This is a genomic window from Bradyrhizobium sp. 192 (assembly GCF_023100965.1).
Lineage (GTDB): Bacteria > Pseudomonadota > Alphaproteobacteria > Rhizobiales > Xanthobacteraceae > Bradyrhizobium > Bradyrhizobium symbiodeficiens.
In genome coordinates this window covers 7,177,759-7,193,514 of the sequence record NZ_CP064690.1, presented here as the reverse complement: position 1 = coordinate 7,193,514, position 15,756 = coordinate 7,177,759, and the positions used below count along the sequence as shown (strand labels likewise).

At 65.4% G+C, this 15,756-nt stretch carries 18 protein-coding genes; all 18 read left to right on the top strand.

What is annotated here, in order from left to right; all coding sequences use genetic code 11:
* Nucleotides 1-6: 6 nt before the first annotated feature.
* The 18 genes from flgB to IVB24_RS33630 all read left to right on the top strand — a co-directional run bounded on the left by flgB (nt 7) and on the right by IVB24_RS33630 (nt 15,728).
* Entirely contained in the window at nt 7-408 is a 402-nt protein-coding gene (gene flgB, locus IVB24_RS33715; RefSeq protein WP_106948452.1) for a flagellar basal body rod protein FlgB, read from the top strand.
* Nucleotides 409-419: 11 nt separating this feature from the next.
* Nucleotides 420-836, top strand: a complete 417-nt coding sequence (gene flgC, locus IVB24_RS33710; protein ID WP_094977116.1) for a flagellar basal body rod protein FlgC — start codon at nt 420-422, stop codon at nt 834-836.
* Nucleotides 837-838: 2 nt separating this feature from the next.
* Nucleotides 839-1,168 (top strand): flagellar hook-basal body complex protein FliE, encoded by a 330-nt coding sequence (locus tag IVB24_RS33705; protein ID WP_094977117.1) that lies wholly within the window; start codon nt 839-841, stop codon nt 1,166-1,168.
* An 18-nt stretch (nt 1,169-1,186) separates the two neighbouring features.
* Entirely contained in the window at nt 1,187-1,975 is a 789-nt protein-coding gene (flgG, locus tag IVB24_RS33700) for a flagellar basal-body rod protein FlgG (protein ID WP_094977118.1), read from the top strand.
* A gap of 13 nt (nt 1,976-1,988) precedes the next feature.
* Entirely contained in the window at nt 1,989-2,465 is a 477-nt protein-coding gene (flgA, locus tag IVB24_RS33695; RefSeq protein WP_247770722.1) for a flagellar basal body P-ring formation chaperone FlgA, read from the top strand.
* Nucleotides 2,462-3,592: a flagellar basal body P-ring protein FlgI gene (gene flgI / locus IVB24_RS33690; protein WP_247770715.1), complete on the top strand. Its 1,131-nt coding sequence runs from the start codon at nt 2,462-2,464 to the stop codon at nt 3,590-3,592. Before flgA ends, flgI begins: the two co-directional genes overlap by 4 nt.
* A 67-nt stretch (nt 3,593-3,659) precedes the next feature.
* A complete protein-coding gene (locus IVB24_RS33685; protein WP_247770713.1) occupies nt 3,660-4,439 on the top strand; it encodes a MotE family protein in 780 nt (259 codons plus the stop codon).
* Nucleotides 4,440-5,147 carry a flagellar basal body L-ring protein FlgH gene (gene flgH / locus IVB24_RS33680; RefSeq protein ID WP_247770711.1) on the top strand — a complete coding sequence of 236 codons (708 nt, stop codon included), beginning with the start codon at nt 4,440-4,442 and terminating at the stop codon, nt 5,145-5,147.
* A 42-nt stretch (nt 5,148-5,189) separates the two neighbouring features.
* Nucleotides 5,190-5,633, top strand: a complete 444-nt coding sequence (locus IVB24_RS33675) for a flagellar basal body-associated FliL family protein (RefSeq protein WP_162308723.1) — start codon at nt 5,190-5,192, stop codon at nt 5,631-5,633.
* Nucleotides 5,630-6,370 carry a flagellar type III secretion system pore protein FliP gene (fliP, locus tag IVB24_RS33670; RefSeq protein WP_094977124.1) on the top strand — a complete coding sequence of 247 codons (741 nt, stop codon included), beginning with the start codon at nt 5,630-5,632 and terminating at the stop codon, nt 6,368-6,370. Before IVB24_RS33675 ends, fliP begins: the two co-directional genes overlap by 4 nt.
* 264 nt (nt 6,371-6,634) lie before the next feature.
* Nucleotides 6,635-7,540, top strand: a complete 906-nt coding sequence (locus IVB24_RS33665) for a flagellin (protein WP_094977125.1) — start codon at nt 6,635-6,637, stop codon at nt 7,538-7,540.
* 264 nt (nt 7,541-7,804) lie between these two features.
* Nucleotides 7,805-8,716 carry a flagellin gene (locus IVB24_RS33660; RefSeq protein WP_094977126.1) on the top strand — a complete coding sequence of 304 codons (912 nt, stop codon included), beginning with the start codon at nt 7,805-7,807 and terminating at the stop codon, nt 8,714-8,716.
* A 333-nt stretch (nt 8,717-9,049) separates the two neighbouring features.
* A complete protein-coding gene (gene fliF / locus IVB24_RS33655; RefSeq protein ID WP_162308722.1) occupies nt 9,050-10,675 on the top strand; it encodes a flagellar basal-body MS-ring/collar protein FliF in 1,626 nt (541 codons plus the stop codon).
* Complete coding sequence (locus IVB24_RS33650) at nt 10,672-11,364, top strand: hypothetical protein (protein ID WP_247770709.1); 693 nt, start codon at nt 10,672-10,674, stop codon at nt 11,362-11,364. Before fliF ends, IVB24_RS33650 begins: the two co-directional genes overlap by 4 nt.
* 6 nt (nt 11,365-11,370) lie before the next feature.
* Nucleotides 11,371-12,699 carry a MotB family protein gene (locus tag IVB24_RS33645; RefSeq protein ID WP_247770707.1) on the top strand — a complete coding sequence of 443 codons (1,329 nt, stop codon included), beginning with the start codon at nt 11,371-11,373 and terminating at the stop codon, nt 12,697-12,699.
* Entirely contained in the window at nt 12,696-13,874 is a 1,179-nt protein-coding gene (locus IVB24_RS33640; protein WP_094977130.1) for a chemotaxis protein, read from the top strand. The genes IVB24_RS33645 and IVB24_RS33640 overlap by 4 nt, the downstream gene beginning before the upstream one ends.
* Nucleotides 13,871-15,196 (top strand): flagellar hook-length control protein FliK, encoded by a 1,326-nt coding sequence (locus IVB24_RS33635; RefSeq protein WP_247770705.1) that lies wholly within the window; start codon nt 13,871-13,873, stop codon nt 15,194-15,196. The genes IVB24_RS33640 and IVB24_RS33635 overlap by 4 nt, the downstream gene beginning before the upstream one ends.
* Complete coding sequence (locus IVB24_RS33630; protein ID WP_247770703.1) at nt 15,144-15,728, top strand: transglycosylase SLT domain-containing protein; 585 nt, start codon at nt 15,144-15,146, stop codon at nt 15,726-15,728. The genes IVB24_RS33635 and IVB24_RS33630 overlap by 53 nt, the downstream gene beginning before the upstream one ends.
* Nucleotides 15,729-15,756 lie beyond the last annotated feature (28 nt).

Genomic DNA, 15,756 nt, shown 5'->3' with positions numbered 1-15,756 from the left:
TCCCGAATGGACCAGAACGGGGCTGTCGTGGGACCGCTTTATCTCTTCGAACTCGCATCGTCGCAGGCGCGGTACCTCGAGCTCCGCCAGTCGACAATTGCCACCAACGTCGCCAACGCCAACACGCCAGGCTTCAAGGCGCGCGACGTCGAGCCCTTCAACAAGGTGCTCGACGGCATGCCGGTGAGGCTTGCCACGACGTCGCCGTCGCACATGCAGCTGGCCGCGGCCGAGACCGACACGCGGGCGACCGCGAAGAAGGACAGCTGGGAAGTCGTTCATTCCGGCAACTCGGTCAGCCTCGAGCAGGAAATGATCAAGGGCAGCGACGTCAGCCGCGACTATTCGATGAACTCGGCGATCGTGCGGTCGTTCCACCGCATGGTCCTGTCCAGTGCAAAGGCCTGAGGTGAACTGACATGCTGGACTCATTGCAAGCGTCATTGACGGTCGCGAGCTCGGGGCTCGAAGCGCAGTCGACGCGTATGCGCATCGTCTCGGAAAATCTCGCGAACGCGACTTCGACCGGGCGCACGGCCGGGGCCGATCCCTATCAGCGCAAGACCATCACCTTCGATGCCGCGATGGACCGTGCTTCTGGCTCGCAGCTGGCGAAGGTCAAGGAGATCGGGGTCGACACCACGCCGTACCGTGTCGAATACGATCCGGGGCATCCTGCCGCCGACAAGGCCGGCTACGTCAAGATGCCGAACGTCAACATGATGATCGAAATGGCCGACATGCGGGAAGTCAACCGGTCCTACGAGGCCAATCTCCAGGTCGTGAAACAGGTGAGGTCGATGCTCGGCATGACCATCGATCTCTTGAGGAGCTGACAATGCTTGAAGCGATTTCATCCACGGCGGTCTCCGCAGGACAGGCGGCGAGCCGCGCGACCGAGGCGCAGGCCATCGCGCCGACGGCGCCGACCGCCATTCAGTCCACCGACGATGTCGGCTTCGAATCGGTGATGAAGCAGGTGACGACCGACGCGATCGGGACGCTGAAGGCGGGCGAGGCGGCGTCGATCTCGGCGATGCAGGGCAAGGAATCGACCCGCAAAGTCGTGGAGGCGCTGATGTCGGCCGAGCAGGCGCTGCAGACGGCGGTCGCGGTGCGCGACAAGGTCGTGCAGGCCTACCAGGAAGTCGTCCGGATGTCGATTTGATCTGAAGGAGTGGGATAAGTGAAATCGCTCGCCATTGCGGCCACGGGCATGAACGCCCAGCAGACCAACATCGAAGTCATCGCGAACAACATCGCCAACATCAACTCGACGTCGTACAAGCGTGCGCGCGCCGAGTTCACCGATCTGTTCTATCAGATGGACCGCATGCAGGGCGTCGCCAACGTCAACGGCTCCTCGCCGATCCCGGAAGGCGCCAATCTCGGTCTCGGCGTCAAGTCGGCGGCGATCCGCAAGCTGCACATCCAGGGCGCGCTGACGCAGACCGGCAATCCCTACGATATGGCGATCAACGGCCGGGGCTGGTTTCAGGTGCTCGGCCCGAACAACGAGGTGCAATACACCCGCGCGGGTTCGTTCACCCCCAACGCCAACGCCCAGCTCGTCACCACGGACGGCTATCTGCTGGATCCCGCCATCACGATCCCGCAGGGAACCGTCGAGGTCACGGTCAACCAGACCGGGCAGGTGTTCGCCAAGCTGGATACCGAGGTGAACCCGCGTCAGATCGGCCAGCTCAACCTCGCCAACTTCGCCAACGAAGCGGGCCTCGAACCGCTGGGCAGCAATCTCTATCGCGAGACCATTGCGTCGGGCACGCCGGTCGTCGGCCTGCCGGGCGATTCCGGATACGGCAAGATCAACCAGAAATGGCTCGAAGCCTCGAACGTCGACCCGGTCAAGGAAATCACCGAGTTGATCTCGGCGCAGCGCGCCTACGAAATGAATGCCAAGGTCATCCAGGCCTCGGACGAAATGGCCCAGACCGTATCGAAGGGCATGCGCTAGTTCCGGTGTCGCGATGTTGAACAGGGTGGGTCTGATCGTGCGCGGGTTGGCCGCCGTGCTGCTGGTGCTGGCTTCGGTGCGCCTCGCCACGGCCGAGGAGAAGCGGCTTCCCGTGCCGGCGGTGTCGATCCGCGCCGGCGAGCTGATCCGGGACGACATGATCACGGAGCGCGCCTTCGCGCCGAACGGACTCGGCGTCGCCATGTTCATCGAAGGACGGCAGGTCCTGGTCGGCCGCATGGCGCGGCGCGCGCTGCTGCCGGGCCAGCCCATCCCGACCAACGCGGTGGAGGACCCCTGGACCGTCGCCCGCGGCGCCATGGTCAAGGTCGTGGTGGAGGACAGCGGCCTGTCCATCGTCACTTACGGCTCGGCGATGCAATCGGGCGCGTCCGGCGCGCTGATCCCGGTGCGCAACACGGATACCGGGGTGATCATCAGGGGCGTGGTCCAGCCCGATGGCACCGTGAAGGTCATGGACGGGTCATGACCAGAATCCTGCTTGCGCTCGTCCTGCTGCTTTCGGCCGCCTGTGCCCATGCCGCCGTCCGCATCAAGGACATCGCGGACATCAAGGGTCTGCGCGAAAACCAGATCGTCGGCTATGGCCTCGTCATCGGCCTGAACGGCACCGGCGACACGCTGCGCAACGCTCCGTTCACGGAGCAGTCCCTGCAATCGATGCTTGAGAACATGGGCATCAACGTCAGGAACGAGACCACGAGCACCAACAATCCCCCGCGCCCGACGACGCTGCGCACGCGTAACGTCGCGGCCGTGATGGTGACTGCGGACCTGACGCCCTCGATCGGGCCCGGCGAGCGCATGGACGTGACCGTGTCGTCGCTCGGCGATGCGACATCGCTGCTCGGCGGTACGCTGGTCATGACATCGCTGCGCGCGGCCGACGGCGCCGTCTATGCGGTGGCGCAGGGCGCGATCACGGTCGCCGGTTACAGCGTCGGAGGCCAGGCGCAGAACGTCAGCCAGGGCACGCCGACGGCCGGGCGCATTCCGAACGGTGCGCTGGTCGAGCGCGAGGTGCAGGGAAATCTCCATGAGATGGAGTTCCTGGTGCTGCAGCTGAAGAACCCCGACTTCGTCACCGCGACGCGCATTCTGGATGCCATCAACCGCTTCGCCGGCGGACGTTACCGCGCGCAGATCGCCTTCGAGCGCGACTATCGCACCATCGTGCTGTCGAAGCCGCGCCACATCGGCCCGGTCCGCTTCCTTGCCGAGATCGGCGAGCTGACGGTCGAGCCGGATACGCCGGCGCGGGTGGTGATCAACGAGCGCACCGGCACTGTGGTGATCGGGCGCGACGTGCGGATATCGACGGTTGCCGTGACACACGGCAACCTGTCGGTCCGTGTCACGGAGATGCCCGTGGTGTCACAGCCGGCGCCGTTCTCGCGCGGGCAGACCGTGGTGGTCCCGCAGACCGTGGTCGAGGCCAACGAGGCGGGATCGCAGGTGGCGATCCTCAGCGGGGTCGATCTGCAGCGCCTGGTGCGCGGGCTGAACCAGATCGGCCTGAAGCCGTCGGGCATCATCGCGATCCTGCAGGCAATCAAGACGGCTGGTGCGCTCCAGGCCGATGTCATCGTGCAATGATGCGCAAGCGTCGTGCAAGCATGCTCGCTCAATGCTCGGGTCTGAAGCGAGAATCGCACGCGGCCCGATGCTGAAGCTGGATCACAAAGCCAAACTCCTCCTGCTGGTCGCGGCTTCCGTGCTCGCGGGCGCCTCGCCCGTGCTGGCCCTGGACGAGGCCAAGCCGTCGAAGCCGCTCAACCTGCTCTCCTTCGCGCGCGCCCGCGCCTCCGGTCCGCAGAAGCCGCAGCCGGTCACGGCGATGCCGAGCGACAATGCGTCGATCCGGGCGACGGCATGGGCGGCCGAAGACCAGGGACCTGCGACCACCGGCACGGTGCCTGCTTCCGAGGCGCCAGCGGCTGCACCTGCACCACCACCTGCATCTGCTCCGGCGCGTCCGGCCAAGCCCGGCAGCGTCACGGCGCCGCCGAAACCTGCGCCGCCGCAGGCCGCGGTCGCCGCGGACAACGAAGTCGCCCTGTTCTGCAGCAACGTCGCCGACCCCGCCGTCGATGCGAGGCTGGCCTGGCAGCTCAAGGAGCTGGAAAAGGCCGAGAGCCTGCTCCGCGAGCGGATCGCCGAGGTCGAGGCCAAGCGCGCCGAATACGAACAGTGGATGGCGCTGCGCGACGACTTCCTGAAGAAGGCCGAAGCCAGCGTCGTCGAGATCTATTCGCGCATGAAGCCCGAAGCTGCGGCGACCCAGATTGCCGGCATGGCGGACGAGACCGCCGCCGCCGTGCTCGCCAAGCTCAGTCCGAGGAACTCGAGCGCGATCTTCAACGAGATGGATACGGCACGCGCGGCGCACCTCGCCGATCTGCTTGGCGGAATGCGTCGTGTCGATGACGGAAAGACCAAATAGATGAAGAAGCCGATCCCCATCCTCTCGCTCGTGCTGGCATCCGTGCTCCTGGCCGGATGCTTCCATGATCCGTCCGAGGTCCTGACCGGCCCGCAAATGTCGCCGGTCGGCAGCGGCCTCAGGACCCAGGCCGATCCGATCCCGGTGACGCCGCGCATGCGCACGCCTGTCAGCTATCGCTCGACCTGGGACGATGGCACCGATCTCTATCGCGATCCCCGCGCCCGGCGCACCGGCGACGTGGTGACGGTGATCATCTCGATGCAGGACAAGGCCAAGCTCGACAACAAGACCGGCCGCTCGCGCGATTCGCAGATCAAGTTCGGGCTCGACTGGCTGATGGACGTCGCTGGGTGGAACGACAAGGGATCGGCGAACGCCAACCTCAGCACCAACACCCAGATCAAGGGCAACGGCCAGATCGATCGCACCGAGGATATCAAGCTGTCGATCGCGGCCATCGTCACCGACGTGTTGCCGAACGGCAATATCATGATCAGCGGCTCGCAGGAGTTTCGCGTCAACACGGAGATGCGCGTGCTCAACGTCGGCGGCATCGTGCGTCCGCGCGATATCTCGCGCACCAACACGATCTCCTACGAGAAGATCGCAGAGGCGCGGGTGTCCTATGGCGGTCGCGGAAATCTGTCCGACGTACAACAGCCTGGATGGGGACATCGGATCTATGACGCCGTGGCACCATTCTGAAGTCCGCGCCGGTCTGGCCGCGCCGCGAGAGCAGGGGACGTGATGCGCCTGATTGCAGCCATCATGGTGCTGACCCTTGTCGCGATCGGTGCGGGCGCGCTGGCGGGCCTGCATCTGTTCGCGGCGGCCGAGCGTGTCGCCGACGCGAAGAAAACCGCCACGCCGCCGCCGCTTGCCTCGAGCTACGCCGGCAGCGCGCGGCTCAGGAAGCTGTCTCCGATCGTGACCAATCTGGCCGCGCCGGCCAACAACTGGGCTCGGGTCGAAGCCTCCATGGTGACCGAGAGCATGAGCGACGAGGACGCCGGCATCCTGGCCGCCCACATCAGCGAGGACATCGTCACCTATCTGCGGTCGGCGACGGTGACGCAATTCGAGGGATCGCGCGGGCTTCAGCATTTGCGCGACGACCTGACCGAGCGCGCCAACATCCGCTCGTCGGGCAAGGTGCGCGAATTGATCATTGAGACCCTGGTGATACAGTGAGAGTGAAAACCCTGCTGCTCGCGTTGGTTCTGGTCGTGCTGCCCGAAGTGGCGCTCGCCCAGATTCCGGACCTCAATTCGCTGCTGCCGCCCGGAAACGGCTCGACCAGCGGCCGGATCATCCAGCTGATGGCGCTGATCACGGTGCTGTCGGTGGCGCCGGGGCTGCTTATCATGGTGACGAGCTTCACGCGATTTGCGGTGGCGCTGTCGTTCCTGCGCGCCGGTCTCGGCCTGCAGACCACGCCGGCCAATCTGGTGCTGATCAGCCTCGCCCTGTTCATGACCTTCTACGTGATGGCGCCGACCTTCGATCGCGCCTGGGAGACCGGCGTCCAGCCGCTGATGAAGAACGAGATCTCGGAAGAGCAGGCTTATCTGAAGATCACCGATCCTTTCCGCGAGTTCATGCTGGCCCATGTCCGCGACAAGGATCTGCAGACCTTCGAGTCGCTCGCCGCGGAGAGCTTTCGCAAGAAGTTTGACGACAAGCGCGTCGATTTGCGCGTCATCATCCCGGCTTTCATGATCTCCGAGCTGAGGCGGTCGTTCGAGATCGGATTTCTCATCATCCTGCCGTTCCTGGTGATCGACATGATCGTGGCGACGCTGACGATGTCGATGGGCATGATGATGATGCCGCCGACGATCCTGGCGCTGCCGTTCAAGATGCTGTTCTTCGTGCTGATCGACGGCTGGAATCTGCTCGCCTCCGGACTGGTGCGCTCATTCTCGTAACGGCAGCGATCGCCTGGCGCCCCGTCATGGTTAGCGAAAAGTACCGCGCTATGGTTAGCATTGGGTAATATTAACCATCTGATATTGCTATGGAATTCAAGCCGTCCTTAATCCGGCGGCAAGATTCGGCGTGTTAGCAATGCGTCACGGCGGGTTGGACCCCACCCCTATCAGTCCAAAGGCATGATGCCGCCCCTCCGTACCGGTGCAAGTCCGGTATGTCCCCTGATGAAAATGTAACGCGTACATAAAGGGACATTCGCAATGTCAAGCCTGCTCACGAACTCGTCCGCCATGACCGCGCTCCAGACCTTGCGGTCTGTCAGCTCGCAACTCTCCACCACGCAGAGCCGGATCTCCACCGGCCAGCGCGTGGCCACGGCCGCTGACAACGCCGCCTACTGGTCGATCGCCACGTCGATGCGCGCCGACAACGCCGCGCTCTCCGCCGTTTCCGACTCGCTCGGTCTGTCGGCCGCGACCGTCGACACCGAGTACACCGCTCTGAACAAGGTCATCGGCGACAGCAACTCCGGCCTGACCAAGCTCCAGTCGCTGCTGGTCGAAGCCAAGACCGCCGGTATCGATCGCAGCAAGATCCAGTCGGAAATCACCCAGATTCAGCAGGACATGAAGAACGTCGCCAGCGCGGCGACCTTCAACGGCGTCAACTGGCTGAGCACCAACGCTTCCACGCCGACGACCGTCAATCTGGTGTCCTCGTTCTCGCGCGTCGGCTCCACGCCGACCACCAGCTCGATCACCGTGACCGTCGCCAACTACTCGCTCTACACTTCGAGCACGGGTGGTATCCTCGACACGGTGGCCGGCAGCGCGTCGGTCGACAGCCTCAACATCGGTGCGCTGACCGACTCGACGGCCGACCAGACCATCCTCGATGGTTACATCGCCAAGGTCACCGCAGCGATCGGCACGGTGTCTTCGGGTGCCGCCAACCTCGGCGCCATCAAGAATCGCATCTCGAACAACTCGGAGTTCGTGAAGTCGCTGATGGACTCGGTGGATCGTGGTATCGGCCAGCTTGTCGACGCCGACATGAACCAGGAGTCCACCCGCCTGGCGGCCCTCCAGGTCCAGCAGCAGCTCGGCGTTCAGGCGCTCTCGATCGCCAACAACAACAGCCAGAGCATCCTGTCGCTGTTCCGCTAAGCCCTTAGACGATCTCGGGAGGGCCGCGCTTCTCGCGAAGCGCGGCCCTTTCGCTTGCATGACGCGCGCACCGTGATTTCGGCGACCCTGTTGCCGCGGGGGCACAGCGCCACAAGCCCCGCACAAGCTTCGCTCGCTATCCTTGCCGTTACGACAGGTTGGGCCCACGCGCATTTCCGCAGCCCAAAGGCATGACGCCGCCCTGTCGTACCGGTGCAAGTCCGGTATGTCCCCATCCAATCTGCTTTCAAAGGGACATCAAAGATGGCTTCCAGCCTGCTTACCAACTCCGCTGCAATGACTGCGCTCCAGACCCTCCGGAACGTCAGCGCCAGCCTGCAGACGACCGAAAACCGGATCTCCACCGGCCAGCGCGTCTCGACCGCTTCGGACAACTCGGCCTATTGGTCGATCGCGACCTCGATGCGCGCCGACAACGCCGCGCTCTCTGCCGTCTCCGACTCGCTCGGTCTGTCGGCCGCGACCGTCGACACCGAATACACCGCCCTGAACAAGGTCATCGGTGACCAGAACTCCGGCCTGACCAAGCTCCAGGCGCTGCTGGTCGAAGCCAAGACCGCCGGTATCGACCGCACCAAGATCCAGGCCGAAATCACCCAGATCCAGCAGGACATGAAGAACGTCGCCAGTGCGGCGACCTTCAACGGCGTCAACTGGCTGAGCACGAACGCCTCCACCCCTGCGACCGTCAACCTGGTATCGTCGTTCTCGCGCGTCGGCGGCACGCCGACGATCAGCACCATCACGGTGACCGTCGCCAACTACTCGCTCTATACCGCGACCACGGGTGGTATCCTCGACACGGTGGCCGGTAGCGCTTCGGTCGACAGCCTCAACATCGGTGCGCTGACCGACTCGACGGCCGACCAGACCATTCTCGATGGTTACATCTCGAAGGTCACCGCCGCGATCAACACGGTCAGCCAGTCCGCCGCCAACCTCGGCGCCATCAAGAACCGCATCTCGAACAACTCGGAGTTCGTGAAGTCGCTGATGGACTCGGTGGATCGTGGTATCGGCCAGCTCGTCGACGCCGACATGAACGCGGAATCGACCCGCCTCCAGGCGCTGCAGACCCAGCAGCAGCTCGGCGTTCAGGCGCTCTCGATCGCCAACCAGAACAGCCAGAGCATCCTGTCGCTGTTCCGCGGCTAAGCGGCGCTTTCGAAAACGACCGTGCTCCCTTGAGGGAGCGCGGTCCCCGCCGTAACCGGCGGACGTGACGGCACGACGTGCCCGCAATCGATCTCCCGACGTCGATTTTTCATGCGACACGCCGCGGCCGATGGTGCGGCCAAGCGTCCCGGTGCGTTGCCGCCGACCTGATTGCGTCGCCAATGCTTCTTGTGAGATGGGCTCCTTGTAAAAGAGGCCATTTTGCAAAATTACAACGCCTCGCCTGCGAACTGACACATTCGTGTCCTCGCGCAACCTTCAGACAAGATTGGCAGCGGAGTGTCCTCACCGTTCGCATTGGTACGAGGTCATATGCTCAGTCGTGCGCAGGTACAGCAACTGCTCAACAATCTGCTGGAGCTTGGGCCGCGACGCCTGATGGCCCTGGGCCTGATCGGCTTTGCCGTTCTCGTGACCGTCGTCGGCGGCGCGTATTATCTGAGCCGGCCAGAATTCGAGACGCTCTATACCGGCCTCACCCGCGAGGACGTGACGCGCATGGGCGCGGCGCTGCGCGAGCAGAACATCACCTTCGACGTCAATACGGCCGGCGACGCGCTCTCGGTGCGCCCGAGCCAGACCATGCAGGCGCGGATGCTGCTCGCCGAGAAGGGACTGCCGACCAGCGCCAATTCCGGCTACGAGCTGTTCGACAAGATCGGCTCGCTCGGGCTGACCTCGTTCATGCAGGAGGTCACCAAGCTCCGGGCGCTGGAAGGCGAGATCGCGCGCACGGTACAGTTGATGAAGGGCGTCAAGGCGGCGCGGGTGCATATCGTGCTGCCGGTGCGCGGCTCGTTCCGCGCGACGCAGCAACCGCCGTCCGCCTCGGTCGTGCTGCGCACAGACGGCGCGATCGAGGCACGCACTGCGCAGTCGATCCGCCATCTCGTCGCCGCCGCCATTCCCGGCATGAGCCGCGACAAGGTGACGGTGCTGGATGCCGACGGCTCGATGCTGCTCGCCGAAGAGGACGAGGCGAGCGCCGCCCCGACCAAGATGGCGAGCCTGCAGAAGACCGTCGGCGGCATGGTGCAGGAGAACATCCGCAAGGCGCTGACGCCGTATCTCGGCCTTGACAATTTCGAGGTCAGCGTCTCGCCGCAGCTCTCCACCGACAAGCGGCAGGTCAACGAGACCGTCTACGATCCGGAGAGCCGCGCCGAGCGCTCGGTGCGGAACGTGCGCGAGAAGGAATCGTCGCAGAACGCCGACCGTTCGACGCCGACGACGGTGCAGCAGAACCTTCCCGATCAGCAGGTCAATGCCGGCGGCGGCAAGAACTCCAGCGAGGACAAGACCCGCCGCGAGGACGTCACCAATTTCGAGGTCTCGTCCAAGACCACGACGACGGTGAGCGACGGCTATTTGGTGAAGAAGCTCTTCATCGCCGTTCTGGTCAATCGTGCACGGCTGGTCGCCGATCTCGGCGACAAGACCAACCAGGCCATCGTCGACAGCAAGCTTGCCGAGATCAGCCAGCTCGCGGCGACGGCCGGCGGACTGGACAAGACGCGCGGCGACCAGATCCAGGTGACGGCCGTCGACTTCATCGAGGGCTCGCGCGAACTGGCGCCGGTGCCCCCGATCAGCTTCGTCGAGATGATCAACAAGCAGCTCGGCAGCGTCATCAACGCGGTGACGATCCTGGCCGTCGCCTCGATGCTGGTCTGGTTCGGATTGCGGCCCGCGGTCAACGGCATTTTGACCCATCGCGCGCAGCAGGAACAGGCCGAAGCCGCCGAGGTCGCCGAGCTCGAAGCCGCCGCCGCCCTCGCGTTGCCGGACAGCGAGGAGGCCGAGCTCAATCTCGTCGAAGACCTCGAAGGCAAGATGCAGCGAACGCCGCAGAAGCGACTGGAGCAGATCGTCCGGCTCGACCAGGCGCAGGCCGCAGCGATCCTTAAAGACTGGATGCGACGCGAGGAGGCGGCATGAACGCGGCAATCGGAAAATTCCTGACGCAGTTCGACGCGAACGGCCGGGCCAAATCACCGCCGCCTCCGCCGCCCAGGATCCAGGACGTGCTGACGAGGTCGAAGGAGGTCATGCGCGAGCCTTCGCCGCAGCCTCAGGCCCAGCCGCAACAGCTGCCGCCGTCGCCGTCGTCGGCGCCGAAGGCGGAAGCCCCGCCGGCCAGTCTCCTGGACGATGCCTACCGTCGCGGCCATGCGGCCGGCGTCGCGGACGGCGACGCCAGGCTCGCCGAGGAACGCGTCCGCAGCGCGATCCGGCTCGGCGAGGAGCGCGCCAAATGGTCAGACCAGCAGGCGATCGCGATCGTCGGCGGTTTCGAGACCGCTTGCCGCGAGATCGAGACCAACATCGCAAGCTCCGTGGCGCGGATATTGCTGCCGTTCCTCACCGAGGCGGTCCGCGACAAGGCGATCGGATCGTTGGTGGAGCATGTTGCGGCGCTGACCGGCAATTCGCCGGTGCCGGTGTTCAAGGTCACGGGCCCGAGTGAGCTGCTCGACCTCGTGAAGACGCAGCTCGAGGCGTCGAGGCGAACCGGTATCGAGTACGAGGCGGCCGATACCTTGGAGGTCCGCGTCGTGGCCGACCAGACCGTGATCGAGACGCAGATCACGGCCTGGAGCGAACGCTTGAAGGCAGCGCGCCGGTAACCCGCCATGGAAGAGGTCAAGCAGGAGCTCGTGATCGTCCGCCGGCGCAGTGCTTTCGCCGAGGAGGCGCATCACGGCGGCGTATGGAAGATCGCCTATGCGGACTTCATGACCGCGATGATGGCGTTCTTCCTGGTCATGTGGCTGCTCAACGCGCTCAATCAGGATCAGAAGCAGGTCGTCGCGAGCTATTTCAATCCGATCCAACTCGCGGAAAATGCGCCCGCGCCGAAAGGTCTGAAGAATCTGCCCAAGAAGGAGACGACGTCGCTCGAAGGTCAGGACGGCAAGCGTCAGCCGGCCGGCTCGAACGAAGAACGGCGCGGTGACTCGCCGACGGCCGAGAAGCCGGCCTCCTATGAAGAGAAGCTCCTGTTCCGCGATCCCTACGTGACGCTCGCCGAGATCGCGAACAGCGCGAATCAGTCCTCGGGACAGCGCCGCGCCGGCGCGCTGACATCCGTCGAGGAGGATGGCTTCAAGGGCGGCGACGCCTACCGCGATCCCTTTGACCCCGGCTATTGGAAGCTCGCGCCGCAAGCGTCGTCCAAGGATGCCGATCGGATGATCGAGAGCGAGCTCAGGCCGAATGCCTCCGCGCGCGACGGCGCGCCGGGCACAAATCAGGGCGAGCCGCAGCAGCGTCGTGCCAGGGCCGACGATGCCGGCGGAAGCCTGGCGCCAAACGCGGATGCGTCGTCAGCAAACCTCTCGCCATTGCTGCCGCCGGGGGCCGCACCGGCGCAGGCCTCGCGCGAGGGCAGCGCCCAGGCGACCGTTCAGGCGACCGTTCAAACCAACGCCGCCGCGCAGGCGCGTCCCGGCGATACGACGAAGGAGCCCGAGCCGCGCGATGCGGCGCAAGCCCAGCAGCCGACCGTCAAGCAGCTTCAAGCCGCCGTCACGGAGGCGCTGTCCGACATCAAGGCGGGCGCCGGGCCGGCGGCCGAGGTGCGTCAGGTCGAGGAGGGCCTCCTGATCAGCCTGACCGACGATGCGAGCTTCGGCATGTTCGCGGTCGGCTCGGCCGAGCCGCGGCCCGAGCTGATCCGCGTGATCGACAAGATCGGGCCGCTGCTGACGAAGCGCCAGGGCGTGATCATCGTCCGCGGCCATACCGACAATCGGCCGTATCGTTCGGAGACTTACGACAATTGGCGGCTGTCGACCGCACGTGCGCAGATGGCCTATTACATGCTGGTTCGCTCCGGCGTCGACGCATTGCGGATCGAGCATGTCGAAGGCTATGCCGACCGCCGGCCGAAGCTTCCGAACGATCCGGCGGCCGCGCAGAACCGCCGGATCGAGATCCTGATCCGTGAGAAGCGCCCTTGATCAGGCCGCTCCTTCGCGCCGCATTGCTGCTCCTGCCGTTCACGGCAGCGAACGCGCTTGCGGAGCCCGCGCGCCAGCCGGGCGAGCCCTACGAGCTCGTCCGCGGGTTGCAGGCGGTGCAGGACGGCATTGCCAACGGTGACACCGCCGCGCATGGCAGTCACATCGCGCTGATCCGGCAGATCGGAGAGAGATTTCTCGCCGCCGATCCGGGCGTGTGGAGCAACGCGCAAAATAGCCAGGCTGCGGTCATCTACCTGCTCAGCGGCGGCGCGCCGCAAATCGTCCGCAAGCTGCCGCGCGACAAGATGAACATCGACGAGCGGCTGTTCAACGGCGCGCTCGCCTATGTCGAGGGTCGTCAGGAGGAAGCGCGGGAGCAGCTCAAGGACGTCAAGCCGCGGACGCTGTCCTCGGGCCTCGGCGGACAGGTCGCGCTGGTCCAGGGCGCCCTGTTCGCGCGTGCCGAGGCATCGCTCGCGATCGAACGTCTCGACGACGCCCGCCTGCTCCTGCCCGGCACGCTGGTGGAGGAGGCGGCCTTGCGCCGTGAGATCCTGCTGGTGGGGCAGGCGGAGGATTTCGACAAGTTCGAGTTCCTGGCGCTGGCCTATATCCGCCACTACCGCAACTCGATCTATGCCGGCGATTTCTGGCAGCGCTTCTCCACGAGCCTGGCGCAATCGAGTCTCGCGCTCGACGAGCGTCGCTTCGCGCGCATCGCGGCGCTCCTCGAGCAGATCGAGCGCGCGGGGCGACTCAAGCTCTATCTCGTGATCGCGCGCGCGGCGATGCTGCGCGGACAGCTGGCCGTCACGCGGCTTGCCGGCGAGCGGGCGCTGACGCTCAGCGCCGACGCCTCGGCGGATCGCGAGCGGGCGCATTTCTTTCGCGGCGTCGCGCGGGCGCTCACCGACGAATATGACGGCGGTCTCGCCGAGCTGAAGGCACTCGACCGGTCGAAGCTGCCCGAGCGGGACGTCCTCCTTCTGAATGCCACGGTGCAGCTCGCGCTCGATGTTCGCAAGCCGCTTCCGGGCGGATCCGCCATTGCTGCCGACAAGCCTCCGGCAACGCCGGCGCGTCTCGATCTGGCGTCATCGACGGTGACGCTCGCGCGCGCGCATAAGCAACTCGGCGAACTCGAACTCCTGACCAGGGACCGCCGTCCATGACCAAGCTCAGTGGAACCTCCGGACAAATTTTCTCGGGTCTCGCCGAGAGCCTCAACATTCGCGGGACGTCGCGGTCGGCGAAGAGCGCTGGGGCCAAATCGCAGGGCGCCTCGTCGTTCAACGATCTGCTCCACACCGTCTCGAGCCTCGCCAAGCAGGCATTGACCGATGAGGGCAGCGACACGACCGCGAAGGCCGGAACGCTGCGCACGCATCTGGCCCACCCGGCGGGCAAGGACAAGTCGAAAGACGAGACGGACGATCGCACCGAGGCAATCGACGTGATTGGGTCCGGCGACCAGACGACCGAAAAATCCTCGGAGACACAAGGTCCGGTCGGCCATGACCCCAAGCCGGACGTCTCCAACCGCCCGACCGTTGCCGCGATCATGGGACAGGATCTCATTGCTGCATCGGCTGTAAAGCCGCCAATGCAGTCGCAGTCGGGTGACAAGAAAGACGCGCGCGAGGAGCGCTCACCCGGCGCGAGGCGCGAAGTTTCGGCCGCTGGCATGGCGAAGGCAAGTACGGCGGATTCCGCGCCATCCGCTGCCGTTCCGACCGGCGCGCGTGCGCAAGGCGGGGCCTCGCAAGCCGCGGCCGCACAGCCGGGCAGCGATGCCTCCGCCAAAGCCATGCCCGCGACATCAGGCTTCGAGGCCGTCACGGCCAATGTCGAACGCGCCGCCAAGGCGTCGACGCGTGACGCATTGCCCGAGACGACCAAGGTCACCGTGGTCCAGCAGGAGACGCATCTGCCTCCGGCGCAGCTCAACGCCCCGCAACAGGTCGCCAATGCTGTCGTCGCCGAGCTGAAGGACTCCGCGGGCCCGGCGGCGTCTGCAGCGCCCGATCTCTCGGCATCCCAGACCAATGCGCCCGATCAGCCGCTCAAGATCCTGACCATCAATCTCGAGCCGCCCGCGCTCGGCAACGTCACCGTGCGCCTTCGCCTCGTCGGCACCGAAGTGTCCGTCCACCTTGCGGCCGCGCGCAAGGACACCAGCCAGATGCTGGATCAGCAGCGCGACCAGATCCGCGATCTCATGCAGTCGGCGGGCTATGTCGCCGACGTCGCGCCCGTGCAACACGGCTCGCTGGACGGATTCCAGAGCGGCTCCGGCCAGTCGCAGCCGCAGCTCTCGGGCCAGCAACAGCCCTCGTCGCAGTCGCAAGGTACGTTCGGCGGCGCAGGCACGTCGTCGGGGCAATCCGACGGCGGCGCGAAGCAGGCCCGCCAGGAGCGCCAGCCCAGCCAGGAGACGCGTCATGACCAGGACGTTGTGGCGCCGCATCTTCGTCGCGGCCCTGTTTATCTGTAACGCGGGCGCCGCGGCCGCGGCCACCGACGGCGCGGGCCCCTGCGAGCGCGAGATGGCGCGCGCTGCCCAGCAGCACGGGATTCCGCTCGGCATTCTCTATGCGGTCGGTCTCACCGAGACCGGGCGTCGTGGCGCGCTGCATCCTTACGCCCTCGGCGCCGACGGCCAGACCGTGTTCGCCAAGGACATGGACGATGCGATCGCAAATTTCCAGGCCATGCGCGGCAAGGGCATCAAGCTGATCGACCTCGGCTGCATGCAGATCAATCATTACTATCACGGCGACAAGTTCGTTTCGGTGCGCGCCATGTTCGATCCCGCGAAGAACGTCGAATATGCCGCGCGCTTCCTGAAAGAGCTGAAGCAGCGCGAGGGCAGCTGGACCATGGCAGTGGCCCGCTACAATGCCGGCCCCAACAACCAGCCGGCGCAGAAGCGCTACGTCTGTCACATCGTGGCTCACCTCGTCTCGAGCGGCTTCGGCGCCTGGACCGACAAGGCGCGCTCGTTCTGTCAGCCGAAAACGACATGACGATTTGAAGTTGTGCATGGTCCCGAAC

Bases quoted from the DNA above. Each gene is read 5' to 3' on its own strand.
- IVB24_RS33705 (WP_094977117.1), top strand. From the start codon at position 839: ATGCTTGAAGCGATTTCATCCACGGCGGTCTCCGCAGGACAGGCGGCG.
- flgA (WP_247770722.1), top strand. From the start codon at position 1,989: ATGTTGAACAGGGTGGGTCTGATCGTGCGCGGGTTGGCCGCCGTGCTG.
- IVB24_RS33685 (WP_247770713.1), top strand. From the start codon at position 3,660: ATGCTGAAGCTGGATCACAAAGCCAAACTCCTCCTGCTGGTCGCGGCT.
- flgI (WP_247770715.1), top strand. From the start codon at position 2,462: ATGACCAGAATCCTGCTTGCGCTCGTCCTGCTGCTTTCGGCCGCCTGT.
- flgH (WP_247770711.1), top strand. From the start codon at position 4,440: ATGAAGAAGCCGATCCCCATCCTCTCGCTCGTGCTGGCATCCGTGCTC.
- flgC (WP_094977116.1), top strand. From the start codon at position 420: ATGCTGGACTCATTGCAAGCGTCATTGACGGTCGCGAGCTCGGGGCTC.
- IVB24_RS33650 (WP_247770709.1), top strand. From the start codon at position 10,672: ATGAACGCGGCAATCGGAAAATTCCTGACGCAGTTCGACGCGAACGGC.
- IVB24_RS33630 (WP_247770703.1), top strand. From the start codon at position 15,144: ATGACCAGGACGTTGTGGCGCCGCATCTTCGTCGCGGCCCTGTTTATC.
- IVB24_RS33665 (WP_094977125.1), top strand. From the start codon at position 6,635: ATGTCAAGCCTGCTCACGAACTCGTCCGCCATGACCGCGCTCCAGACC.
- IVB24_RS33675 (WP_162308723.1), top strand. From the start codon at position 5,190: ATGCGCCTGATTGCAGCCATCATGGTGCTGACCCTTGTCGCGATCGGT.
- fliF (WP_162308722.1), top strand. From the start codon at position 9,050: ATGCTCAGTCGTGCGCAGGTACAGCAACTGCTCAACAATCTGCTGGAG.
- IVB24_RS33660 (WP_094977126.1), top strand. From the start codon at position 7,805: ATGGCTTCCAGCCTGCTTACCAACTCCGCTGCAATGACTGCGCTCCAG.
- IVB24_RS33635 (WP_247770705.1), top strand. From the start codon at position 13,871: ATGACCAAGCTCAGTGGAACCTCCGGACAAATTTTCTCGGGTCTCGCC.
- IVB24_RS33645 (WP_247770707.1), top strand. From the start codon at position 11,371: ATGGAAGAGGTCAAGCAGGAGCTCGTGATCGTCCGCCGGCGCAGTGCT.
- flgB (WP_106948452.1), top strand. From the start codon at position 7: ATGGACCAGAACGGGGCTGTCGTGGGACCGCTTTATCTCTTCGAACTC.